At 46.9% G+C, this 24,648-nt stretch carries 20 protein-coding genes; 11 read left to right on the top strand and 9 right to left on the bottom strand.

Annotation, left to right across the window (positions count from 1 at the left end; all coding sequences use genetic code 11):
- Positions 1-698: 698 nt before the first annotated feature.
- Together SPIGRAPES_RS04430 and SPIGRAPES_RS16460 are read right to left on the bottom strand one after the other, a co-directional pair.
- Positions 699-3,314 carry a cation-translocating P-type ATPase gene (locus SPIGRAPES_RS04430; RefSeq protein ID WP_014269571.1) on the bottom strand — a complete coding sequence of 872 codons (2,616 nt, stop codon included), beginning with the start codon at positions 3,312-3,314 and terminating at the stop codon, positions 699-701.
- A gap of 19 nt (positions 3,315-3,333) precedes the next feature.
- A complete protein-coding gene (locus tag SPIGRAPES_RS16460; protein ID WP_014269570.1) occupies positions 3,334-4,053 on the bottom strand; it encodes a TetR/AcrR family transcriptional regulator in 720 nt (239 codons plus the stop codon).
- 198 nt (positions 4,054-4,251) lie between these two features.
- On the opposite strand from SPIGRAPES_RS16460, the gene SPIGRAPES_RS16455 reads away from it, so the two are divergent.
- From SPIGRAPES_RS16455 to SPIGRAPES_RS16450, 5 genes are all read left to right on the top strand, one after another.
- On the top strand, positions 4,252-4,926 hold the full coding sequence (locus tag SPIGRAPES_RS16455) for a SatD family protein (RefSeq protein WP_014269569.1): 675 nt from the start codon (positions 4,252-4,254) through the stop codon (positions 4,924-4,926).
- Complete coding sequence (locus SPIGRAPES_RS04415; RefSeq protein ID WP_014269568.1) at positions 4,923-5,600, top strand: DUF3307 domain-containing protein; 678 nt, start codon at positions 4,923-4,925, stop codon at positions 5,598-5,600. Before SPIGRAPES_RS16455 ends, SPIGRAPES_RS04415 begins: the two co-directional genes overlap by 4 nt.
- Before the next feature lie 70 nt (positions 5,601-5,670).
- Complete coding sequence (locus SPIGRAPES_RS04410) at positions 5,671-6,450, top strand: NYN domain-containing protein (RefSeq protein WP_014269567.1); 780 nt, start codon at positions 5,671-5,673, stop codon at positions 6,448-6,450.
- Positions 6,451-6,535: 85 nt separating this feature from the next.
- Positions 6,536-7,885 carry a branched-chain amino acid transport system II carrier protein gene (gene brnQ / locus SPIGRAPES_RS04405; RefSeq protein WP_014269566.1) on the top strand — a complete coding sequence of 450 codons (1,350 nt, stop codon included), beginning with the start codon at positions 6,536-6,538 and terminating at the stop codon, positions 7,883-7,885.
- 279 nt (positions 7,886-8,164) lie between these two features.
- Positions 8,165-10,852, top strand: coding sequence for an EAL domain-containing protein (locus SPIGRAPES_RS16450; protein ID WP_014269565.1), 2,688 nt, complete (start codon positions 8,165-8,167; stop codon positions 10,850-10,852).
- Here SPIGRAPES_RS16450 and SPIGRAPES_RS04395 read toward each other — a convergent pair.
- The 7 genes from SPIGRAPES_RS04395 to trpB form a co-directional block, all read right to left on the bottom strand.
- Positions 10,845-11,462: a phosphoribosylanthranilate isomerase gene (locus tag SPIGRAPES_RS04395; RefSeq protein WP_014269564.1), complete on the bottom strand. Its 618-nt coding sequence runs from the start codon at positions 11,460-11,462 to the stop codon at positions 10,845-10,847. The genes SPIGRAPES_RS16450 and SPIGRAPES_RS04395 overlap by 8 nt on opposite strands.
- Positions 11,459-12,241: an indole-3-glycerol phosphate synthase TrpC gene (trpC, locus tag SPIGRAPES_RS04390; protein ID WP_014269563.1), complete on the bottom strand. Its 783-nt coding sequence runs from the start codon at positions 12,239-12,241 to the stop codon at positions 11,459-11,461. The genes SPIGRAPES_RS04395 and trpC overlap by 4 nt, the downstream gene beginning before the upstream one ends.
- Before the next feature lies 1 nt (position 12,242).
- Positions 12,243-13,256, bottom strand: coding sequence for an anthranilate phosphoribosyltransferase (gene trpD / locus SPIGRAPES_RS04385; protein ID WP_014269562.1), 1,014 nt, complete (start codon positions 13,254-13,256; stop codon positions 12,243-12,245).
- Entirely contained in the window at positions 13,253-13,831 is a 579-nt protein-coding gene (locus tag SPIGRAPES_RS04380; RefSeq protein WP_014269561.1) for an anthranilate synthase component II, read from the bottom strand. The genes trpD and SPIGRAPES_RS04380 overlap by 4 nt, the downstream gene beginning before the upstream one ends.
- A complete protein-coding gene (gene trpE / locus SPIGRAPES_RS04375) occupies positions 13,828-15,300 on the bottom strand; it encodes an anthranilate synthase component I (RefSeq protein ID WP_014269560.1) in 1,473 nt (490 codons plus the stop codon). The genes SPIGRAPES_RS04380 and trpE overlap by 4 nt, the downstream gene beginning before the upstream one ends.
- Positions 15,301-15,386: 86 nt before the next feature.
- Complete coding sequence (trpA, locus tag SPIGRAPES_RS04370) at positions 15,387-16,166, bottom strand: tryptophan synthase subunit alpha (protein ID WP_014269559.1); 780 nt, start codon at positions 16,164-16,166, stop codon at positions 15,387-15,389.
- Positions 16,159-17,343: a tryptophan synthase subunit beta gene (gene trpB, locus SPIGRAPES_RS04365; protein WP_014269558.1), complete on the bottom strand. Its 1,185-nt coding sequence runs from the start codon at positions 17,341-17,343 to the stop codon at positions 16,159-16,161. Before trpB ends, trpA begins: the two co-directional genes overlap by 8 nt.
- Before the next feature lie 479 nt (positions 17,344-17,822).
- Here trpB and SPIGRAPES_RS04355 point away from each other — a divergent pair, with 479 nt between their 5' ends.
- From SPIGRAPES_RS04355 to SPIGRAPES_RS04330, 6 genes are all read left to right on the top strand, one after another.
- Positions 17,823-18,656 (top strand): ABC transporter permease, encoded by an 834-nt coding sequence (locus SPIGRAPES_RS04355; protein WP_014269557.1) that lies wholly within the window; start codon positions 17,823-17,825, stop codon positions 18,654-18,656.
- Positions 18,649-19,449, top strand: a complete 801-nt coding sequence (locus SPIGRAPES_RS04350; protein WP_014269556.1) for an ABC transporter permease — start codon at positions 18,649-18,651, stop codon at positions 19,447-19,449. The genes SPIGRAPES_RS04355 and SPIGRAPES_RS04350 overlap by 8 nt, the downstream gene beginning before the upstream one ends.
- A gap of 29 nt (positions 19,450-19,478) precedes the next feature.
- Positions 19,479-20,489, top strand: a complete 1,011-nt coding sequence (locus SPIGRAPES_RS04345) for an ABC transporter ATP-binding protein (RefSeq protein ID WP_014269555.1) — start codon at positions 19,479-19,481, stop codon at positions 20,487-20,489.
- 78 nt (positions 20,490-20,567) lie between these two features.
- A complete protein-coding gene (locus tag SPIGRAPES_RS04340) occupies positions 20,568-21,632 on the top strand; it encodes an ABC transporter substrate-binding protein (RefSeq protein ID WP_014269554.1) in 1,065 nt (354 codons plus the stop codon).
- Positions 21,633-21,634: 2 nt separating this feature from the next.
- Positions 21,635-23,326 (top strand): adenine deaminase C-terminal domain-containing protein, encoded by a 1,692-nt coding sequence (locus tag SPIGRAPES_RS04335; RefSeq protein WP_014269553.1) that lies wholly within the window; start codon positions 21,635-21,637, stop codon positions 23,324-23,326.
- Entirely contained in the window at positions 23,323-24,648 is a 1,326-nt protein-coding gene (locus SPIGRAPES_RS04330; RefSeq protein ID WP_014269552.1) for an amidohydrolase, read from the top strand. The genes SPIGRAPES_RS04335 and SPIGRAPES_RS04330 overlap by 4 nt, the downstream gene beginning before the upstream one ends.

Genomic DNA, 24,648 nt, shown 5'->3' with positions numbered 1-24,648 from the left:
AGATATCCAAGGTGCAAGAGTCGGTCAAAGATTTCTTTCAAACTAAAGGCAAAATATGGTGCAATTCCCTATTTGAATACGCTCAATCATTTCAATGATGAAGCATGCGAAGAGGAAAAACCATGGCCTCCAGAGAGATAGAACGAAAACGAAGGCAGGAAAAGCACAAATTATCAAGAAGAGTACCCCACCTTACTGTTAATCCAACACTATTGATTGTGTGTGAAGGAAAGAATACCGAACCTTCATACTTCAATGCCTTTAAATTCAAATCAGCTACTGTTGAAGCTGTAGGAGAAGGGTGTAACACCCTTTCTTTGATTGTAGTTTAGGCAAAAATCCGATAACCAACAAAGACCGTGTCCAGCTTGCAATCGAGAGGGCTGAGAAAATATATAACAGACTAGATCATTGCTCCCCGGCTACAGAAGAATCGTCTACAACCGTATATGTATTGGTTAGGCATTTGTTGGAATTCCAACGTTATTAACATATTCTGCAATCATTTTTTGCATTGAGGCAGGAGTGTAACTTCCAGGCTAAAGGTCTTGTAACGTATAACCTTGCTCGAAGCAAACAACCATTCTCGTTATCACAGGGCAAAGACAAGAGGCTGGAAATGTCCCAGCCTCTGTCTCTGTTTTTCTTTCTTTATGTGTTACTTTTGTTTTGGATCGTATGCATCTGAGCAGGTTTTTCTAATCCATATATCTGATGATCCCTGCTTTCTTTGCCAGTTCAAGGATTGGGATAGGTAGCAAAGCAAAGAGGATTGCAATGGCATAGAGTTTGCCGCTCAGCATCGTAAGGGCGAAGATTGAAGTAATCGGGGGAATGAACAACACCAAAAGGAGCATCAAAGCTGAGGTGAGTACTGCTTTGTTCAAACTCTTGTTTGTGAAGATCCCGATCTTGAACAAGGAGAAAGCCGATCGCATGTTGAAGGAATGAAACAACTGCATGGAGGAAAGGACCATGAAAGCCATGGTTCTGCCTTCGCTTAGGTTTCCATTTTCCTTCCAGCCGATGGAGAAGGCAAGCAGCGTCAACACGGCAAACATAGTTCCCTGCAAAATTACCTGGAGGGTCAATCCGCCGGCAAACAGTCCTTCGTCCTTGCTTTTCGGTTTTCGCTCCATTACCTTGCTTCCGATAGGTTCCATCCCCAGTGCAATAGCCGGAAGGCTGTCGGTAATAAGGTTGATCCAAAGCAACTGCATGGAGAGTAACGGGGTCTGTCTCCAGAATAGCATCGCAAAGAAGACAGTCAGTACTTCCCCGATATTGGTGGAGAGCAGGTAGCTGACCACTTTTTTGATGTTGTCATAGATTCCACGACCTTCCCTTACTGCCTCTACGATAGTGGCAAAATTGTCATCAGAGAGTGTCATTGCCGCAGCCCCTTTGGCAACTTCTGTTCCCGTGATGCCCATGGCACACCCAATATCTGCAGCCTTGAGGGCAGGGGCATCATTGACGCCATCCCCGGTCATGGCCACAACCTCGCCGCTGTCTTGCCAGGCACGGACAATCTTGATTTTATCTGACGGCGTGACCCGGGCATATACGCTGATGGAACGGACCTTGGCCTTGAGTTCCTCATCGCTCATCTGTTCAAGTTCTTTGCCGGTAATTGACATCTCCCCAGGATTGAGGATTCCCAACTCCTTGGCAATGGCACCCGCTGTAATGACATGGTCTCCGGTTATCATGACAACCTTGATACCTGCTTTCTTGCAAAGTGCGACCGCTTCGCCTGCTTCTTTGCGTGGGGGGTCGATCATACCGACCAGGCCCATAAAGGTCAGGTTAGACTCCAGTTCTTCGCTTGTGGGTTTCTCTGGTACAGTCCCAATTTCCTTGTATGCGACAGCAAGGAGACGCAGGGCATCTGCACTGAGCTTTTCAACCAACGAGCGGGCGGTTTCTGTATCGCCTGAACTGCATCGCTTCTCAAGCATGTCAAAAGCACCTTTTACAATGACGATATTCTTTCCGTCGATGACGTTGACCGTAGTCATAAGCTTTCTTTCCGAATCGAAAGGTAGGGATGCAAGACGGGGGCATCGCGCAGTAAGTTCTGCCTGGTCTATGCCGTTTTTAAAGGCTCCGACGATGATTGAAGTCTCTGTCGGATCGCCCATATGTTTTTCTTTTCCCTCGACAAACTCTACCTTTCCGTCGCAGCAAAGCGTAGCATAGGAAAGCAAGGTCCTGATCGCCTCTGAGTTGCTTGATGAAATATCTTCAAGGGTATCGCTTTCACTAGCATAGGCTTTGGTAAGGGTCATTTTGTTCTGGGTTAAGGTACCGGTCTTGTCAGAGCAGATAACCGAAGCGCTTCCCAAGGTCTCTACTGCAGGGAGCCTTCGGACAATGGCATTGCGCTTGGCCATACGCTGCACCCCAATAGCCAGAACAACCGTTACGATTGCCGGCAAGCCTTCGGGAATTGCCGAAACTGCAAGGGAGACTGAGATCATGAACATGTCCAGGATATCCATCTTGTCCAGTATCCCGATACCGAATATTACCCCACAGGCAACCAGTGCCGCTATTCCCAGGTACTTGCCGAGTTCTGCAAGCTTGACTTGCAAAGGAGTAGTCTGGTTGTCCTCGGCACTTTGCAGCAAATCGGCAATTTTGCCCATTTCTGTTTGCATGCCGGTGCCTGTTACCACAGCTTTTGCAGAACCATAGGTAATGCTGCAACCTGAAAAAAGCATGTTGAAGCGGTCGCCCAAAGGAGCATCGGAAGCGACTATGGCATCGCTGTCTTTTTCGGCTGCTACCGATTCCCCGGTAAGCGCTGATTCATCGGACTTTAGGTTCGAGGAAGCAATAAGCCGTACATCTGCAGGGGTTATATCCCCGGCTTCCAGGATGACTATATCACCAGGAACCAGATATGCTGCCTCGACAATGCTTTCCTTGCCGTCGCGAAGGACCCTGGAGTGGGGCGATGAAAGCTTTTTCAAGGCGTCGAGGGCCTTCTCAGCCTTGTTTTCCTGCATGACACCCATTACTGCATTCAAAATGACAATGAGCATGATCAAAAGCGGTTCAAAGAATCCCTCTCCCTCATAGAAAGCAATTCCAAAGGATATGATTGCTGCAATGATGAGGATAATGATCATGACGTCCTTGAACTGGATCAAAAACCGTTGCAGATTCGATTTTCGTTTCTTTTCTTTGAGCTTGTTTTGCCCATATTGGGCAAGGCGTGCTTTTGCCTCGGATTCAGATAGCCCTGACTTGGCATTTGTACCCAATGTCTTGATTACATCGGAAAGTGTTTCGAAATGTGCTAGCACAAAAGTACCTCCAGAAGGTTTAGTTGTCTATGGTATGTAAATGCAAGTCGGTTCCTGATACAAATGCCATAGTGGTAGTGTGGCATGAGCGCATGAAACTGTCGATGAGGAGTGTCCCCTCTATCTTACTTATTGTTTTATAGTCGTCGAAGTAAGCAGCAAAGTTTACGATAGGGATGATGTTGAAAAAGAAGCGGTACAAAGTCATCTCACTGGTGTAGGTAAAATCCTGGTCAGCTTCCCAGATTGTCTTATAGACAGGGTTGCTCTCATCTGCTTTAGTCATTTCAAGAAACCTAAAGAGACCGTTGCTATATTTACTGTCATTTTTTAAAGATTCCAGCATCAAGATGCGCAAAACAGCCTTGTTGTCTATGGCATAGTCCAGCAATGAATGGTAGTAGGCATCCAGCTTTGCGATGAAGGTATCAAGACTTTTTTTGTCTGCAAAGCGAAGTCGGTCAGACAGGATGTCCAGCTGTTTTAAACTGATCATTTCAACCATGGTCTCATGGACGAAAGAGAGCGTAAGCTCGGTCATACCATCAAAGAGCGACTGTATCATCCTGTCGAGGATTTCTTCCTTGCTTTTGAAATAGTAGTAAATGAGGGCCTTATTGACCTTAGCCTCCTGGGCTATCAGATTCACACTGGTGCCATCAAAGCCTTTCTGGGAGAAAAGTTTGATGGAGGTTGCAAGAATCCGGTCCTTTGCCTCTGTTTCTGGTTTGTTTTGCATACGTAATCCTTTATTAACTAACCGTTCGGTTAATATAGATGTAGGTGGTACGCTTTGTCAAGAAATCGGTAAAAAAAATGGAATAAGTATATCATCAATACTCTATTGATAATTGAAAAATAAACTAAAAATAGTTTATTAAAGAAAAATCAATGCTAAATAATTGATAAAACCAAATACCTGTGGTATCTTTATTGCATGCAGTACTTTGTAATACTTGGTGATGTCGTCAAATCGAGAGACATTCCAGACAGGGCAAAATTCCAGACACATTTCATTGAGACGATGGATTTTGTCAACAAGCGTTTCAAGGATTCTCTTGTTTCCTCCCTCATGGTAAATTCAGGAGATTCCTTCCAGGGAATTTTCGGTTCACACGCCCCGCTTCTTCAGATATGCGATGTCTTACGGTTTTCGCTCTCTGCCTATTGTACCGTCCGTCTTGGTCTGGGATTGGGCGAGATCACAACCGCAATCGATCCTAAGTCGAGCATCCTTTGCGATGGCCCTGCCTTCTGGAATGCACGGGAAGCCTTGGATTCCCTGTATGATGAAAACTACTACCAGACACTGACTGCTAAAATTATTTTTCCTGCAAAGCGGGGGGACCTTACCCAAGAGTTGGTAAACCAATCCTTTTTACTTGGCGACCAGCTTGTACACGGATGGAAAAAAAGGCAGTTGGAACTTGCAACTTTCCAGATTCTGCAGCATGGGTTTGAAAAAGTACCGCAGGTGCAACTTGCCAGTGAAATGAAAATCTCCCCGCAACAAATGTTCACTATGATCAAGGCAATGGGACTCATTGCTTATCTTGATGCCAAAAGCCGGACGCAAACCCTTTTGTTGCGGGAAATTGAGGCAAGCCAATGATTATGAACACAACCCTGGTTTTCTACCTAGGCCTTCATCTGCTCGGGGATTTCTATTTCCAGTCCGATACAATGGCAGAGAAAAAGCGCACAGCCTTTTCGATGGTCATAGTACACGGCCTGATCTATGCTTTGCCCTTTTTGTTGGTGTTTGCTTTCGGTAATATCGTCGCCTTTTTTGTCTTGGTTGTTTCCCATGTTTTGCTAGATGCCCTGAAGTTTGTGGTTGAGAGGACCTTAGGGAGCAATGGAGTTGCTTTTGTCTTTGACCAGTTGTTGCATCTGCTTTGTTTGCTTTTTGTCGTGGCCGTTTTTCCTGCTTCCATCGCTTTTGTTGATACCTATGCAATGCAGGTGCGTGCGTTTGTCCTGTTGCTTGCGGCCGTCAAGCCAGTCTCGGTTTTGTTTCTGCAGGTATTAGGATATCTGAAACCTGGAAACCTGCCTTCGGGTAAAAGTGGTGCAGGGAAGATCATTGGGTATTTGGAACGACTGCTCCTTGCCTCCTTATTTCTCATGGGGCAATTAGGGGCGATAGGTTGGGTTATTGCAGCCAAGGCGTTTGCCAGGAGCAGGCAGATTTCCGAATCACCAGAGTTTTGCGAATATTTTTTGGTAGGGACTTTGTTTAGCCTTTTGAGTGTTGTCGCCCTGTATGGATTATTGTTCCATTAGTAGGGGCTCCTGTCTGTATCGTTTAGGCAGTAGGTATGATAGAGTCGGAAGAAGACCATAGGAGGCTTCCATGAAGCGGAAAAACAATGCAATCTATATTGATTTGGAGAATATCCCGGGAAATCTTGATTTGAAAAGCTTATTCGATGAATTGACTTTGAAACACAATGCTGATGAGAACGAAGAGAATATCTTTGTAATCAAGATGGCCTGCGGAAACGCTGCCTCTATCAAGAAAATCGAGAGCAAACTTGCAGAGTACAATTTTTCCATCCGCGATACCCCAGCTATTACCACTACCTACAAGAACAGGGCCGACCTTATTATCTCCCTCGATGCCCTTGAGACCATAATCATAAATAATCCCGCTATAGAACGGTATATCTTCATCACTTCCGATTCTGATTTTTCGGTCATCATGGAAACCCTTCGCAAGTATGGAAAGGAAGTGTATCTGGTAACCAAAGAATCAGTGAGCAATAAACCGATATTCAACAACTGCTGTGATGAAATACTCATTATCGAAGAATATCTGCCTAAAAGTAAGGTAGAGGAAACAAAAGCCACTGTATCGAAATCAGCTGAAAGCCCGAACACTACTTCTCCTGAGAAAAACGATAAATTTGTTGAAGAGCTTATCCTCAAAGTCCTTGAGGCTATGGATCCTGATAGCTGGCACTTGGTCAGTTATGTCGGAATTAAATTCCACCAGATGGATAAAAGCCGTATCATCGAGCGAAGTAAGTATAAGACTTTGAGCACCCTGCTGACAAAACTGGAAAAAGATAAGGTAATTGAGCGAAAATTGAATGATAAGGGGCATCCTCAGATAAAAATGTTATCAATATAACAGTTTTAGGTTTTTATCCCCTTGATTTTTGGTTCCCTAAGTTGTACGAAAGACTGGTTGCTTTTCAACAATAGGGGTGGTTTATATGGAAAAACGTCTTTCTTGGTCATCATATGCGTTGGTTGGTTCCTTGCTTTTCGGCCTTTTCTTTGGTGCCGGGAATTTGATTTTCCCCGTTCATATGGGCCAGGAGGCTGGATCGTCGGTAGGAATCGCAACCCTGGGGTTTTTGATAACCGCCATAGGACTTCCTTTTCTGGGGGTTGTAGCCATTGGGCTTTCCCGTAGCACGGGGCTCTTTGATCTGGCAAGCCGGGTACATACAGGATATGGCTACCTGCTGACAATCCTTCTCTATTTGACTATCGGGCCCTTCTTTGCCATTCCCAGGACCTGTACGGTTTCCTATGAAATCGGATTTGCCCCGTTTATTCCTGAAGGGTATCAAGGCATAGGGTTATTGGTTTTTACACTGTTGTTTTTCCTCTCAGCCCTGTTCTTTGCCTTGCGGCCAAGCCAGATCCTGAATTGGGTAGGCAAAATCCTGAACCCCTTGTTCTTGCTCTTTCTCTCATTTCTAGTCGTAGCCAGTTTTATCAGACCCATGGGTTCTGTCTCTGCTGCGGCAGTGCAGGCTTCCTATGCAACTTCACCGTTTTTCAAAGGTTTTTTGGAAGGGTATAACACCATGGATGCACTAGCTTCCCTGGCTTTTGGCATTATCATTGTCCAGGCTTTGAAGGATTTAGGGGTGAAAAGCCCGAAAGGCATTGCTCTCGGGACAATCAAGTCGGGAGCTGTAAGTGTTCTTCTCATGGGTCTTATCTATGCCTGTCTGGCCTACCTCGGTGCGACAAGTCTCAGCCAATTTCCCCTGTCTGCGAACGGGGGCATAGCCTTGGCCCAAGTGGCCCGGTATTTCTTCGGTTCCTGGGGAAGCGTACTGCTTGCCTTGATCGTAACCTTCGCCTGCCTGAAGACGGCCATCGGCCTTATCACTGCTTGCAGTGAAACCTTTCGTGGCTTGTTTCCCAAAAGACTGAGTTATAAGGCTTTCGTTATCCTTTTTACCTTGGTTTCTGCACTCATTGCAAACGTTGGCCTGACAAAGATCATCTCCCTTTCCATACCTGTTTTGATGTTCCTCTATCCACTGGCTATTTCCTTGATAATCCTTGGCCTGCTTTCGCCTTTGTTCCATAACCGCCAGATTGTATTTGCCTTGACCACCGCTTTTACCTTCCTGGAGAGTTTTGGCGACTTATTCAATGCACTGCCGGCCGCATTCAAGGGCAATGGAATCATTGCAGTCATTCTCTCTGGGTACCAGCGCTATGTACCTTTTTTCAACCTGGGAATGGGTTGGGTGGTCCCTATGGCAACGGGACTGGCAATTGGCTGGGTTCTTGCTTTGACTACAAAACAAAAAGCCTGAAAACCCCTGCTTCGATTCTCCCTCTTGGTGATTGGGTTCTGTTTTCACCTAGGGCCTATAAGCCTATCGGGACTGGAGAAAATTGAGATGGAGATTGTTATGTGATTTTGTTGCTGGGTTTAGTCAAGTTCAATGAAAATCGTGGCTTGATCAGACCTGGCCATCGTTTTTCCCTTGACATCCTATTCCCTCAGCAAGGACAATTATACTAAGGTTACACATATACTTGTTGTAGGTAGGCGGGTATCTTTCTATCTGGACCCAAAGGGAGAAAACAGGATGACACTCAAGAGCAGGGATGTTCGTTGGATTATCTCACGCATCTGCCTTTTTGTGCTTCCTTTCGTATGCATTTTCCTGTGGGTCTATTCGTTTTTCGTAGACAGTACGCGTCAACAGTCTGTTATCCGACTTGTCTCAGAGCAAGAAAAAGGTACCATCATTATTTCCAACCTGCTGGAAAGTACTTTTTCCCAATATCTGTCCGACCTGCAAGTCGTTTACAATTCCGATGAATGTACCAGATTCCGCCAACATCAGGATGAGGCCAACCGTATCGAACTGGAACAGCTCTTTTCCCGTATCGCAAGCAGAAAGGAATATATTCTGCAAATTCGGTTTATCGATTCTTTGGGAAAGGAAACCGTCCGTGTAAACAATTACCATGGGGTGCCTGTTGCCGTAAGGGCGGAAAATCTCCAAGATAAAAGCAGTCGTGATTATGTTTCGATTCTCAGTTCTGCTCCCCCTGAATTTGTATATATCTCAGATATGGATTTGAACATTGAAAATGGTGAAATAGTAGTTCCCGTTGAACCTGTTTTACGGATGGGTTTACCAGTATTCAAGGATGCAGAGCGGATTGGGATGCTGGTAATCAACTTTGATGCCTATCATATACTCTCCTTTTTTACAGCGTATCAGTCATCCTTGCTGAAGAATATTTCTTTTGGCCTTATCGACAGGAACGGGTCCTGGATAGTAAAAAACAATGAGTATGTATTTGGCTTCAAGTTTGATACTACAGAAGCCAATAACCTGTATATCCAAGAGCCTGACCTCTTGAAAATCCTTGCTGATTCTGAACAGGCATTATCGAAAGAAATCGGTAACCATATATATTCTTTCCGTGTAATCAAGCCAATTACCCAGAAAGGAGTCCAATGGTATCCCGGCGGGGACAGACTCTGGACTGTGGTAAGTTATTTCGATACCGGGCAATTGCCCACGCTTGACAGAAATTTTTTGTTAAGCCATCCCCAGATAGAATGGATCATAGCTATGGCCCTGTTGCTTTTGGGGTCTACAGCAGTGATTATCTATTTTCAAAGGCATTCAGATTTACAGAGGATGAAGGTAAGCTCTCTTATTTCAAGCTATGTAAATGATGGGATTCTGGTATCTGATAAGGATCATCATATTACCTTCTGTAATACAGTCTTTGAGAATATGACAGGATTTAGTCAAAGTGACCTCATGGGCAAAAAGACTTCACTTTTTCAAACTGAGTGTGAAAATCTCAGGCAAGAGGCTAGTGACACTGCCAGTCGGTTGGTCTGGACAAAAAACAAAGAGGGGAATTATTTCCAAAGCAAAAAGCTAAAAACGGTAATTTTGGATCACAAAGGAAAAAAGGAATATTTTGTCGATCTCTTTATGCTATCGAACTGGTCAATGTGTGATCATTTGGGCAGTGAATCCAGAGCATGTGATTTTCCTTATATTTCTGCTAGAATTCAACTTGGTATTCCTTTTTATTGCATCATGTTGCAACTTTCCAATGAAGCAGAATTCAATTCCGTTTTCAATAACAAGGAAGCGCATGTATTTGCGGCATTGCTTCCCTCCAGAATTCATAATTCGGTAAGGAATACGGACCCTATTGCGATTTTCTCTGCAAAAAGCTATTTCTTTCTGGTTCCCGATTGTACCGAGGATGCCAAGGTAGCAGAGATTGTAACCAAGCTGCTTTCTGACGTATCGAAACCAATCACTGTCTTGGATAAGACCTTTACCCCTGTTTTTCATTGTGGTGTTGCCCTGTGCGACGATACAAACACTACTGAGGATGCGTTGGTGAGGAAAACCTGTATTGCCAGAAGTGTCCTTAATGATCAAAAAGGAAAGGGGTTTTTACTCTATAACCAAGCCATCCATGCACGGTTTCTGCGGGCAAAGATGATTCTTGAATCCCTCCCAAAGGCTTTTGAACAAGGTGAATTGGAATTATATTACCAACCCCAGCTTGCCATAGCGACAAATAGGATTGTTGGGGCTGAAGCTCTCATCAGATGGAATAGTCCGGAACTTGGATCTGTCAGCCCCGAAGAATTCATTCCCCTGATGGAACAAAGTAAGCTAATGGAAAAACTCTCCCAACTGGTAATTCACGATGCAATCAATTTCTTGGTGAGACTTGAGACTACTGTTCCCTCTTTGCAGGATTCCTTTACCATTTCCATTAACCTGACAGCAGAGGATATTTCCAGAAATTCTACGATTGAAACAATAAGAGCTAGTCTAAGGCAATATACTATTGCCCCTTCAAGGCTTTCAATTGAACTGACAGAGCAAATTGCCGTAAAGAATTTCTTGAATGTAGACAGCAACCTGCAGAAGTTGCAAAAAATGGGTGTTTCTATCGCAATCGACGACTTTGGTACTGGATTTTCTTCTCTCTCCTATCTGCTTGATCTTTCGGTTGATACACTTAAGATTGATAGGTCTTTTATCAATAATTATCCCGATCCCGATACTATTACCATTATTAAGGCAATCGTACTCCTGGCAAAGGAAATAGGCATTACGGTTCTGAGCGAGGGTGTTGAGACAGAAGAACAATTACAATTCCTCAAATCGATCAATTGTTGCCAGTACCAAGGGTTTCTTTTCTCCAAGGCAGTTGAGGAATCTGCATTCATTGCGTTATATCTAGACAGCGAAGCAAGTAGCCATACTGTTAGCTAGGTGATAGGTAATTGCACCGGTGGGCTATGCTGACAGCTTGTTGCATCAGGGAAAAATCTTTTCTCCCGCCTTTTTCCAGGCCACTGCTTAAATCGACGGCGAAGGGGTGGGTTGTAGCAATTGCTTTTTGCAGATTCTCACTGTTCAAGCCCCCAGCCAAGAAAAATGGGCGGGTACAAATCTGTGCAAGGCTCCAGTCAAAGCTCATTCCTGTACCACCTTTCCCTGCATCAAGGAGAAGGTAATCGGCAGGAGAGGATAGGTAGGGGAGAAGGGATTCCTTGCAAGTAATGCTCACTACCTTGATAACCGGGACCGAAAGTTCTCGTTTCAAGGCATGGATATACTGTTCGTTTTCATCTCCGTGGAGTTGCACCATAGCAATGGTTCCGCTTTCGACCAATGCACAGATGGTCGCTATTTGCTCGTTGACGAACACCCCTACCGAAACAATCTCTTTATGCAAAGCAAGTCGCATGCCCATTGCTAGTTGTGGCGATATCTGTCGCTTGCTTTTTGCAAACACAAAGCCCACAAAGTCGGGGTTTACCTTGTTAGCATAGGCAATGTCTTGTAATCCCCTCAAGCCACAGAGTTTGATTTTGGTCATCCCTTGAATCCTTTGATCATGCCCGCTTTATCAAAAGAACGCATAAGGCATTCCCCTACCAGTACGGCATCGATTCCATGGGATCTCAAAATCCTTGTGTCTTGCTTTGTCTCAATCCCGCTCTCGCTCACAAAAATGATAGAAGGCGGCACGAGGTTCCTGAGCCTGATACTGGTTTCTAGATCGACCTTAAAAGTTTTTAAATCACGGTTGTTCACCCCGATAATCTTTGCACCCAGCGCAATGGCCCGTTCTGTTTCTTGCTTGTCGTGTGCTTCCACCAGGGCGTCAAGTCCAAGATCCTCGCAAAGCTGCAGGTAGCTTTCAATATCCGCGTCACTGAGCAGGGCGCAAATAAGCAAAACTGATGAGGCACCCAGTAGTTTTGCCTCATATATCTGATACGGGCAAACCGTAAAGTCCTTCCTGAGAAGCGGAAGGGAAACAAGAGGGGCAATTTCTGAAAGATACCGGTCTTTTCCAAGAAACAAGGAAGGTTCTGTCAATACGCTGATAGCGTCACCTCCCCCTATTGCATACTCTTTGGCAATCTCCAGATACGGGAAGTCGGAGCTGATAATCCCCTTGGAAGGAGAAGCTTTTTTTATCTCGCAGATAACCGAGAGACCTTCCTTACGTAACGCCCTTGCAAATGGGAACGCAGGGGAAAGGGGAGTACAGAGCTCTGCTTGTTCTTTGAGTAGGGCAAGGGGCCTGTTGACCTCTTTTCCCTTGTATCTGTTTTTGGTCGATTGAGCCAATTGCTGGAGAATATTCATCCTATACCTCGTTAGATAGGCAAATGAATGCCTCGAGTTTCTCTTTGGCCTTACCGCTGTCAATGGCTTCGCTTGCCAAGGCAATTCCAGCCTCGATGCTGGGAACCTTCTTTGCAATGTAGAGGGCACAGGCAGTATTGAGTACTACCACATCCCGTTTGGGCCCTTTCTGCTCTCCGCTGAGTATTTTCTGGGAAATAATTGCATTTTCGCTTGCATCCCCTCCGAGAAGATCTTCCTTACAGCAGCGCTTCATGCCAAACTGCTCGGGTGTTATCTCGTACTGGGTAAACGTATGGTTTCGCACCTCACAGACTGTAGTGGGACCGGATATACTGATTTCATCCAACCCATCCTGTCCATATACCACCATGCCGTCAGTCACCCCAAGGTTAGCCATGACCTGGGCAAGGGGTTTTACCAGATTTTCATCGAAGACGCCCATTAGTTGCATCGAAGCCCCTGCTGGGTTTGCCAGCGGGCCTAGGATATTGAATACTGTCCTGATGCCCAGTTCTTTGCGAACCGGGGCAACATATTTCATGGCAATATGGTAGTTTTGGGCAAACAGGAAGCAGATGCCGATTGTGTCAAGCAACTCTTTGCTTTTTGCAGGACTGACGGCTATATTGACTCCCAAGGCCTCCAGTACGTCGGCTGACCCGCATTTTGAAGAGGCGGCACGGTTTCCATGTTTTGCAACCGGGACTCCGCAGGCACTGATAACGATACTGCTCGTAGTGGATATGTTAAAGGAATTCGATTTGTCTCCCCCTGTACCTACGATTTCCAGCACAGAAAGGTTATGGAGCAGCCGGATGCAATGCTGTCGCATTGCCTCTGCACTTCCTGTTATTTCCTCGATTGTCTCACCTTTGAGCGAGAGAGCAGTAAGAAAACTGCTCATCTGAACCGGGCTTGCCTTTCCGTCCATGATTTCATCCATGACCTGCCTTGCCTCTGCGTAGCTCAGATCATGTTTCAAACTCAATTCCTTGATTGCTTCTTTAATCATAGTGTTACTCCGATTCGCAAAAAATTCTCCAGTAGGGTGTTTCCCCGGGGAGTCAAAATCGATTCAGGGTGAAATTGCAGACCGTAGATAGGATAATCTCGATGTTCGACTGCCATAATCTGGCCATCATCACTGGTAGCGGTAACCTTCAGGCAGGACGGCATGGTTTCAGCTACTGCGCTGAGTGAATGATATCGACCTACCAGCATTGTTGGTCCTAATTCCTTGAACATTGCACTTTTTTTGTCTATGGTCACGTTTGACTGTTTGCCGTGCATCAACTGTTTTGCATGGCTGACGGTGGCGCCAAAGGCAACACAGATAGCCTGATGGCCGAGACAGACTCCCAAAATCGGGATATCTGGGCCAAGTTTTTGGATTACTTCGATGCAGACCCCTGCATCTTGGCAAATGCCTGGTCCCGGGGAGAGGATGATGCGTTCGATTTGCAGGGCTGCTATCTCAGACACTGATAAAACATCGTTGCGTATCACCATGATATCGGGATGCATGGACCCTATCAGCTGATAGAGGTTGTAGGAAAAACTATCGTAATTGTCTATCAATAAGATCATAGTAAACCTCCCGAGACTGACTCGATGGCCTCAGTGACCGCCTTGGCCTTGTTGATACATTCCTGATATTCGTTGTAGGGGTTGCTGTCTGCCACGATTCCCGCCCCGCTCCGTACAAAGACCTTGCCGTTTTTCTTGTAGGCTATGCGTATGGCAATGCAGGTATCCATATTGCCACTGAAGGCAATATAACCGATGGCTCCCCCGTAGATACCCCGCTTGTTGTTTTCCAGCTTGTTGATAATCTCACAGGCTCTCAGTTTGGGTGCCCCGCTGAGCGTTCCCGCTGGAAGCACCGCCTCGATTGCATCAAGCGCATCGTATCCGTTTTTCAACGTACCTTTGACTGTTGATCCTATATGCATCACATGGCTGAAATGCTCTACCGAAAGATATTTCTCGACAACAACCGAACCAAACTCGCTGATTTTGCCCAGGTCGTTCCGCCCAAGGTCGACGAGCATGTTATGTTCTGCAAGCTCCTTTTCATCAGAGAGCAGTTCCCTCTCGTTCTGTCGGTCTTCCTCCTCATTCTTTCCCCGCTTCCTTGTCCCTGCCAGGGGGAAAGTATGGAGATTTCCTTCCTGTAAATTGACCAGGGTTTCGGGGGAAGCCCCGGCGATTTCCACGTCGCAACCGCTGAAGTAGAACATGTAGGGCGAAGGATTTGAGGTGCGCAGGTATCGGTAGGTATCGAGCAGGCTTCCCTCAAAGAGTGCGCTCAGGCGGTTTGAGAGCACTACCTGAAAGATATCGCCTTCAAAAATATGGCGCTTTGCCTGTTCGACCATAGAACAGAATTGGTCTTCGCTGAACAGGCTTTCCATGGGTCCTAGCAGTTTCCCGCTCTGATGGGTGAGTGCCGGTTTGTTTACAATAAGGTTTTTCAAGGACTCCAGTTGCAAAATGGCTTTCTGGTAACTGGTCTCGAGATTCTTGGTTGCAATATTTGCGATCAGGATGAGTTTCTGACGGTAATTGTCGAAGCAGATTACCTTGTCAAATAGCATCAAATCGACATCCTTGAATTGTTCGTTGTCCTCTGCATCGAGTTGCAAACTCGGTTCCGCATATTTGAAGTAGTCATAGGAAAAGTATCCTACCAGTCCGCCGGTGAACGGGGGAAGGGAAGGGACGGCTATGCTTTTATGTGTTGCGAGAATGGATCGGATGACCTTGCTTGGGTTGTCCTTGAGATTCGTAATCCCGTTTTCATCGGTTATGGTGAGGCAATGGTCACTACACGTGATTTCCATGCTGGGGTTCAATCCAAGAAAGGAATACCGTCCCCATTTTTGCCGGTCATCCACGCTTTCAAGGAGATAGCAATGGCTGCTTGTTTCCTTGAGCGTCTCAAGCACTGTGATGGGAGTGTATCGGTCGCTGAACAGTTCAGTGGAAATAGGGATAAGGTCTCCCTCGTTCTCTGCAGCCAAGGCACGGGCTTGTTTCAAAGTAAGGCTATACATGGCTTCTCCTGTTAAATACTATACATAGAAACATCTGCGTTCGAGTTCTCCCTTGCTTCAAGGAAGAAATCAAGCGTGTGTCATCTCTATGCAGTCGTTGCTATTGCCGTCTTCATTGCACTGACAAATTTGGAAACCGGTTGGATGCTGTCTTTTCCGTTCTCTGCTATCAGCCGTACGATAGCTGAACCGACGATTACCCCATCGGCAAAGGAAGCCATGGCCTTGGCTTGCTCTGCATTGGAAATACCAAAGCCGATACAACAGGGGATCGTAGTAGCCTTCTTTGCCTCTTCTACCATCATCATTGCAGCATCACCTATGGCTGAACGCTCTCCGGTAACCCCTAGAGACGATACGCAGTAGAGAAAACCCTCAGCTTCTTTGGCTACCATCTGTATCCGCTCTCTGCTGGTAGGGGCGATCATACTGATGAGGGTGACGCCAGACTCAGAGCAGAAACCTTTGAGTTCATCCTGTTCCTCATAGGGTAGGTCTGGCACTATGATCCCGTCGATTCCCACTTCTTTGCAACGCGTTAAAAAGCGGGCTTTACCGTAGGTGAATATTGGGTTTATATAGGTCATGAACACCAAGGGAATGTCAGTTTCGAGGCGAATCTCTGCAACCAGGGAGAAAATCCTGTCAGCAGTTGTCCCCGATTGCAAAGCTCGTTTATCCGCTTTTTGGATAACAGGACCCTCTGCAATGGGGTCTGAGAAGGGAATGCCCAGTTCTATGAGGTCGGCACCACTTTTCTCCATGGCAAGGACCAAGGCTTTTGTCGTCTCCAGGTCGGGGTCTCCACAGGTAATGAAGGGGATGAAGGCTTTCCCCTTGAGAAAGGCGTTTGCTATCCTACTCATACAGCGCTTCTCCTTTGTAACGGGCAATCGCAGCCACATCTTTGTCTCCGCGACCGCTGAGATTGATGACCAGTACCTTGTCTTTTCCCAAGGTGGGGGCAAGTATCTTTGCATAGGCAACGGCATGGGCACTTTCGATTGCAGGGATTATTCCTTCCATCCGCGAAAGGTACTCGAAGGCTTCGACCGCTTGGTCATCGGTTACCGGTACATAACTGGCTCTTCCCTTCTCATACAGATCTGCATGTTCCGGTCCGATACCCGGGTAGTCGAGCCCTGCGCTGATCGAATACACCTCATCTATCTGGCCGTAGGAATCCTGGCAGAAATAGCTTTTCATTCCATGGAAGATTCCCAGTGTACCCTTTGCTATCGTTGCTGCATGCAGCCTCGTATCGATACCTTTTCCCGCTGCCTCGCATCCGATGAGTTGTACCGTCGGTTCCTCGATGAAATCATAGAACAATCCCATGGCGTTCGATCCGCCACCCACGCAGGCGAGCAGATAGTCGGGGAGTTTTCCTTCCTTTTTAAGCAATTGGGAGCGAACTTCCTTTCCGATGATTTTCTGGAAGTCGCGAACCATGGTGGGGAAGGGATGGGGTCCCATTACCGAGCCTAACACATAGTGGGTGTCCTCGATGCGCCGTGTCCATTCTTTCATGGTTTCATTTACAGCGTCTTTGAGCGTCATCGTTCCGCTGGTTACCGGATGGACAGTAGCTCCAAGCAATTCCATGCGGTATACGTTCAAAGCCTGACGGTCACAATCAACCTTGCCCATGAAGACTTCACACGCAAGGCCCATGAGCGCTGCCACGGTAGCGGTTGCCACGCCATGTTGCCCGGCCCCAGTCTCGGCGATTACCCTCCGCTTGCCCATTTTCTTGGCCAGCAGGCACTGGCCCAATACGTTGTTGATCTTATGGGAGCCGGTGTGGTTGAGGTCTTCCCGTTTCAAGTAGATCTTGGCTCCGCCCAAATCTTTGGTCATATGCTCGGCATAGGTAAGCAAGGAAGGTCTTCCTGCATATTCGCTGTAGAGGAGAGACAGTTCCGCCTGGAATTCTGGGTCATCCTTGAAATGGTTATAGGCAGTGTCTAGTTCGATGACTGCATGCATCAAGGTTTCAGGTATGTATTGGCCACCGAACTGGCCGAATCGTCCGTTTTTCATCCTTGCCTCCGGTTGGTAAAGAGGGTACATGTTTCTATAAATAGAATCAAGAGGACAACACAACTTTTTCCTTTTATCTGTAGTTTTCCCCTCATTGGAGCACCTTTGATCGAGATGTCAGTTTGCTTGCAAGGCCCTGGAGTTGTACTGCAAAAATACAAGGAAACAATCTCCTGGCCTTGCATAATTTACCTTTATGGAAAAAGATATATCTGTTGGGTAAAGAGTTTTTACCAGTATGTCCTGTATTTTTCTTGAAGTATTACTTTGGGTTATGAATTTTCAGGTTGGCTCTGTTTATGCATTACTTTAATTCATAATCTGTCAAAAACAGTTGACAGGGCCAGTTTCTTTTCGCTATACATACTGGATAAATAGTATAAAGAATGGGCAAACCGTTTTTTACAATAGCATCGGTTTTGACTGTTTCCGGCTTGAGCATCTTACAACGCAGTAGTATCTGCTTGGAGAAAAACTTCATGAAGAAAAGCAGTTTCCTGATATCAATCCTGCCGTTTATCCTGCTGGCAGTTGTCTGCCTGCTGGTTCCGCTTCTCTTTACGATTCTGCCCAGTTTCTTTACCCCAGGTTTCAGCGTTTCCTATTACACAGGCTTCTTTGCCGATTCTTTTTCCAGGGGCATTTTCTTCCGTTCATTGCGGCTCTCGGTCATTACCACGCTTATCTGCGTGGCAGTCGGGTTACCTACCTCCTACTATATCAGCCTTTTGAAAGAAAACCGCCGGAGGATTATCCTTTCTTTGATCCTGTTCCCCTTGCTTACCAATGCAGTGGTAAGGGGATTCGCCTGGATCAGTATTTTGGGAAAGAACGGGATGATAAACCAGTTGCTTATGTCTGTGGGCATCATCCAGGAACCCTTGAAAATGCTCTATACCGACTTTGCCATCGTGGTCGGTTCGGTGTACCTCTTCCTGCCTGTGATGATTTCAACTTTGGCCTCGGTAATGGAGAATATCGGCGATGATGTAATCGAGGCTGCCTACAGCCTCGGGGCCCCCCCGATGAAAACTTTCTTTAAGATAATTGTCCCGCTTTCCTTCTCGGGAGTCCTGGTCGCCGGGGTTATGGTGTTTGCAGGGACTATCAGTGCCTATACAACCCCCACTTTGCTCGGTGGTAACCAGAATATGATGCTTGCAACGTTGCTCTACCAGCAGTCGAACACACTCTCGAACTGGACGAATTCCGCAGTAATAGCCTTTATCATGATCCTGGTAAGCCTTGGGGTGATGAAGATTTTCAATATTGTCGCCTCCAAGCTCGACAAGAGGGGGTCAAGCAATGTATAAACACCGGTTTGTTGCTATTGTTGCCTGGATAGTCTTTGCCTTCATCTTTTTGCCACTGCTGCTGATTGTCATTACCTCGTTTAACAGTGCCGATTCCATAACCATTCCCTTGGAAGGGTTCAGCCTACAGTGGTTTGGCAAGGTATTCCAGTCGAGATCTTTGGTTAGCAGTTTCAAAAACAGCCTTATCCTGGCCCTTTTAGCCTCTATTATCGGTATAGCTTTCGGGTTGGCCAGCTCGGTGGCCCTGGTTAAGAGACCGGGGAAACTAAGCAACCTGTTGCTTTCCATTTTTCTTTCCCCTTCCTTGATACCGGGTATTGTCATCGGCTATGTCCTGTTCAGGTTTTTGGTCGTGATTTTGGCAATGCCTTTGAATCTCGCCTTGATACTTGGACACCTATTGGTAGTCATGCCTTATTGTGTGAGGATTATCAGCGCCAGCCTCAAGGATGTGGACGAGAGCATGGAAGAGGCTGCGAGGTCACTTGGCTGTACACCGGTGAAGGCTTTTTTGAAAGTCGTACTGCCCAATCTGAAGCCCGCTATCCTTTCGGCTTTCATGCTTTCCTTTATCAATTCGTTCAATAACATCCCGGTGTCCATGTATCTGAAGGGACCGGGTATGAATACGTTGCCTTACTCGATGATGAATTATATCGAATACAACTACGACCCAACGGTAAGCGCTTTGTCGGTAATGCTTATGGCAATGACCCTTCTGTTCATGTATATCATGGATAGGACGATGAGTGCCCAACGGATGAAAACCAAACTAGCGAGCGGAGAATAGGCAGATAGCCTGCATCCTGGGAGGATTTTATGAGTTTCGGTGAATTGCGGCATATCGATGTCTCCTACGATAAAAAGAACCTGATTCTCGAGGATCTCAACCTTGATATCCACCAGGGGGAATTGCTTTCCCTGCTCGGGCCTTCAGGGTGCGGAAAAACCACAACATTGCGTGTGATTGCCGGGTTGATAGAAGCTACTGGCGGTACGTTCCTGCTTGAGGGCAAGGACATGACCCATGTCCCTGTGCATAAGCGTGATTTTGGCATTGTATTCCAGAGCTATGCGCTCTTTCCCCACCTGACTGTTTTCGAGAATATCGCCTTTGGTTTGAAGCTACGCAAGATTGACTCTGCCACTATTGCAACGCAAGTTGCCAAAATGGTTGATATCTGTGGTATTACCGGCCTTGAGCAGCGGTTTCCCAAGCAACTTTCGGGAGGTCAGCGCCAGAGGGTAGCCTTGGCCAGGGCTTTGGTAATCGAACCGAAGCTGTTGCTGCTTGATGAACCGCTTTCCAACCTCGATGCCCAGCTTAGGCTGCAGATGCGCTCTTCTATCAAGAGAATCCAGCAAGAACTGGGGATTACGACAGTATTCGTCACCCATGACCAGGAAGAGTGTTTCTCTATTTCTGATAGGGTAGCGATCATGCAGAAGGGGAAGATTGAGCAGTGCGACAGCCCGGAGAAAATCTATTCCAATCCTGCAACCGAGATGATCGCCCGTTTTGTCGGTTTCAAGAACCTGTTTGCGATAGACAAAGCAAAAGTGGCTCAGGTTTCCATTCCCGCCGATAAGGATAAAGCCACGCTCTTCTGTATCAGGCCGGAGGATGTTCAGCTTAGCCTTGCAAAGGACGAATCCTTTCTGTCAGGTTCGATTGAAGTACGGACGTATCTTGGCAAAGGCTATCAGTATGAGGTGAAGACAGATCTTGGGCTAGTTACGATAGCAAGCAGCCAAGAACCTGCCTTTCCTGTGGGATCTGCTGTTTCAGTCAAATTCCCCCAGGAGAAATTGGTATTTTTGCACCGGTAATCGTTTGGGAGTCTAGGTGAGAGACTCACAATAAAAGATGGTATTCCTGCCGGACGGCAGAGAAAAATGGAGAGGACTATGAGAAAATTACATGCAGCAACTATGATGGCCGCACTTTTGGTCTTGTTGTTTCCTGTAGCCCAGATCGGGGCACAGGGTACAAAGGAAAGCACAAGCGCACCGCGCGAGCTCATTATTTCCACCTGGGGGCTTTCAGAAGATTCCCTATGGGCAGAAGTCTATGAACCCTTTGAAAAGCAGTACAATGTCAAGGTCATCCTCGACACGGGTAATGCCCAGGAACGCTATACCAAACTTGCAAGCGATCCCAATTCCAAGGTCGATGTAATCGAATTGGCCCAGAAGAATACAGCAGATGGCGTAACCGCTGGGTTGTTTGCCCCGATTGCAGTCAGTGATATCACCTCTTTCAATGATTTGATCGGTGGAGCCCAGGCTATGATCAAGTCAGGTTCGGGAGCTCCCTATACCATCAACAGTATCGGGATCATATATAATCCGAAAGCCGCCGGCATCGTAATCGATTCCTGGGACGATTTGTGGAATCCTGCCTTGAAGGGAAAGATTTCCATTCCTGCCATTACAACGACGTTCGGACCTGCCCTGCTTGCCATGGCCAGTGATGTCAAGGGTGTTGATTTTACAACCGATAAGGGAGCTACTGCATTCAAGGCTCTGGAGGAACTCAAACCCAACGTACTGCGCACGTATGCCAAGACTTCAGATGTCGCAAGTCTCTTCAAGAATGGTGAGATTGCAGTTGCTATCGTCGGTGACTATGGTGTGCCGGTAATTGCCAAAGCTGATCCTGAGGCCGTGTATATGGTTCCTTCTTCGGGTACCTATGCAAACTTCAATGTTATCAACATCAGCAAGAATTCCAAGAACAAGGACCTCGCCCTTGCCTATATCAACTACAGGCTCAATGCAGAGACCGAACTGAGGACTGCAAAGGCCCTCAACGAGGCTCCTGTCAACAAAAAGGTTGTCCTTACTCCCGCCCTTGCCGAGAACAAGACAGTAGGTGAAGTGGCAGCCAAGGCCAAGATGGTAGACTTCTCCTTCGTCAATCCTTTGATGGCTGAATGGGTAGACCTTTTCAACCGCCTGATGAATAACTAGTCGTGACCTACCTTAAGAATGTCTGGATTTACAACTCTGCTTACCGTTCCTTCGATTTCGGATCTATTGCCTTCGATAAAACCATCAGGCATGTCGAACGCAACTTTGATGAGGAATCGCATGGTGGGTTGGTTGTAATCCCGGGATTCATCGATATTCACATGCACATCGAGTCTTCCATGACAAGTCCGTCGGAATTCTCGAATGCGGTCTTGCCCCATGGCACGACAACAGTCGTTGCCGATTGCCATGAGGTGGCCAATGTCTTTGGAGTTGAGGGACTCGAGGCCTATATGGACCTTCCCTCGCTTCTTGATGTGTTCTATGCAATACCCAGCAGTGTGCCCTCAACCTCAAAAGAGCTTGAAACAAGCGGTGGGCAAATAGACGCAAGTGAAGTTGAGCAGCTTTGCAAGCGGGATGACATCCTGGCCCTCGGGGAGATCATGAACGCAAATGATCTGTTCAGTGAAGAGGACAATAGGACCAAGCGTATCATCAAGGCTTTTAAAACCTGTAGGCCAGATTCTCCCATCGAAGGCCATTGCCCGAAAATCAGCGGCGAGCAGTTAAGCAAATTCATTGCCAGCGGGGTCGATTCCGACCACACCGAACAAACTGCACAATCAATCATGGAAAAGGTTTCAGCAGGGATGTTTTTGGAAATCCAGCAAAAAAGTGTCAAAAAAGAGACTATAAAAGCCCTCTGTGATGAATACCTTGCCGGAACGTTTTGTTTTTGCACCGATGATGTCATGAGCGATGTCCTGCAGGAAAAAGGGCATCTTGATGCGGTGGTCAAACAAGCAATATTTTATGGAATGCCCATAACCGAGGCTATCTATGCTGCTACCTATGCCCCTGCCATGCGCATGCGTCTTTTCGACCGTGGACAGATAGCCCCGGGCAAGCTAGCCGACTTGTTGGTTATCGATGACTTGGAAACCTTGCATATCAAGGCGATTTTCAAGAACGGGGCCATGGTTTACGATTCCTCCAACGGCCTGGTTACCCCGACAAAACTTCCAAACCTCGATAAAAAATATCTCAACTCAATACAAAGAAAGAAGATTTCGGAAAAAGATTTCGATCTTTCCTGCCCCGATGGCAATCGTGATATTCTGGTCATCGAGAAGGATACTGCTACGACTTTCACCAAAAAAGGACGACAGACAGTCGATGTGGTTGACAACACCTTCGACTATTTCGCTGCTGGCCTGAATGTCATTGCCAGTGTTGAGCGGTATGGCCATGAGTCACCTATCAAACCGGCCTTCTTGAAAAATGGTTTGAAAAAGAGTGGAGCCATCTGCAGTTCCTGGGCGCATGACAGCCACAACCTGCTGGTGCTTGCAACCAGCGTGGAATTGGCAGTCAGGGCAGTGAACCTTGTTATAGAGAACCAGGGCGGTATCGCCTTAGTCGATGAACAGAAAGAGTCGTTTGTTCCCCTTGCCTATGGCGGTATTGTGTCCCTTGAGCCTATGCCAAAACTGGCAAAGCAAATAAAAGGGGTGCGCAAATGGCTGAAAGACCATGGGTATGAGGCGAGAGAAGAGGTCATGAACTTTGCAGTGCTTTCCCTTCCTGTCTCCCCTGAGTTGAAGATCAGCGACAAAGGCTTGGTCGATGTAGTGCAAAAGCGTGTTCTCGACTGGCGGACGTATTACAGTGATGGGAATAAAAGCAAATGAAATATGTGCTGCGTCATGCAACTATCCTCACTATGGATACAGAGGAAACGGTTCTCTCTGACGGGTCCCTTGTCATTGAGGGTGATACCATTATCTATGTAGGGAAGGATAGCGCTCTTCCCCCTTCATTGCCTGCAACCTGTGACCAAGAGCTGGACCTTTGTGACACAATTGTCATGCCGGCTCTGATAAACGGTCATACCCATATGGGGATGATAGCGTTCAGAAGCCTGGGAGACGATTGTCCTGACCGGTTGCGTCGGTTTCTCATTCCCTTGGAAAACGTTTGCATGACACAAGAGCTTGCCTATGCTTCCTCGCGCCTTGCCATGGCAGAAATGCTGCTCAGCGGAACTTCCTGTGCCGTCGATATGTATTTTTTCGAAGATGTGGTTGCCGCAGCGGCAAATGAGATGGGGTTTAGGCTTTATGCAGGCGAAACCTTGATGGAAGATCCTCATTGCGATGCCCAAGACGGGCAACAGGGTTTGGAAAAAACAGAAGCTTTGATTGCACAATCTCGTGGCAATTCCCTTGTAACCCCTATCATTGCCCCCCATGCGCCCTATAGCAACACCGTTGAGGTCTTGAAAAAGGCACAGGCTTTGGCAAAGGAACATGACCTATTATGGACAATGCATCTCAGCGAGATGGACTTTGAGATGGAGAAGTACCAAAACGAGTATGGTTTATCTCCCATTGCCTTTCTTGCCCGGCAGGGCTTGCTCGACTCTTCCCTGCTGGCTGCCCATTGCATCCATACCAGTGATGAGGATATTGCTCTTCTTGCAAAGTCTGGCACCAGGGTAATCCATTGTCCCGGGGCGAATTTCAAGAGTGCCAAGGGTTTGGCCCGGTGCCCAAAGATGCGTGAAGAAGGCATCTTGGTTGGATTGGGAACCGATGGCCCTGCAAGCGGGAATACGTTGGACTTGTTTACCCAGATGAAGCTCTATGCCATCCTGCACAAGAATGGGTTGCACGACCGGACGGCAATACCGGCAAAGTCGGTTGTGCCGCTTTGCACAAGTGAAGCTGCAAAGGTGTTGAAAGCGGACCATACGATAGGAAGCCTGGAAGTAGGCAAGAAAGCTGATATTCTGGTTCTTGGTCTCGACCAGCCCAATATGGTTCCCTGCCATGATCCCTATTCGGTGGTGGTCTATAGCAGTGGGGTGCAGAATGTCATGCATGTATTTGTAAATGGGAAATGGGTTGTCCGTGACCATAAACTGACTGGCGTTTCTCTTTCTCAGCTACGGGATGAGTTTTTCCTTGCTGCCCAGCCTTTCTTTGAGGAAGCCGGAAAGCGTTCCCTGTAG

Source organism: Sphaerochaeta pleomorpha str. Grapes (assembly GCF_000236685.1).
Lineage (GTDB): Bacteria > Spirochaetota > Spirochaetia > Sphaerochaetales > Sphaerochaetaceae > Sphaerochaeta > Sphaerochaeta pleomorpha.
The sequence above is the reverse complement of the archived record's forward strand: the minus strand, read 5'-3'. Positions and strand labels throughout refer to the sequence as shown.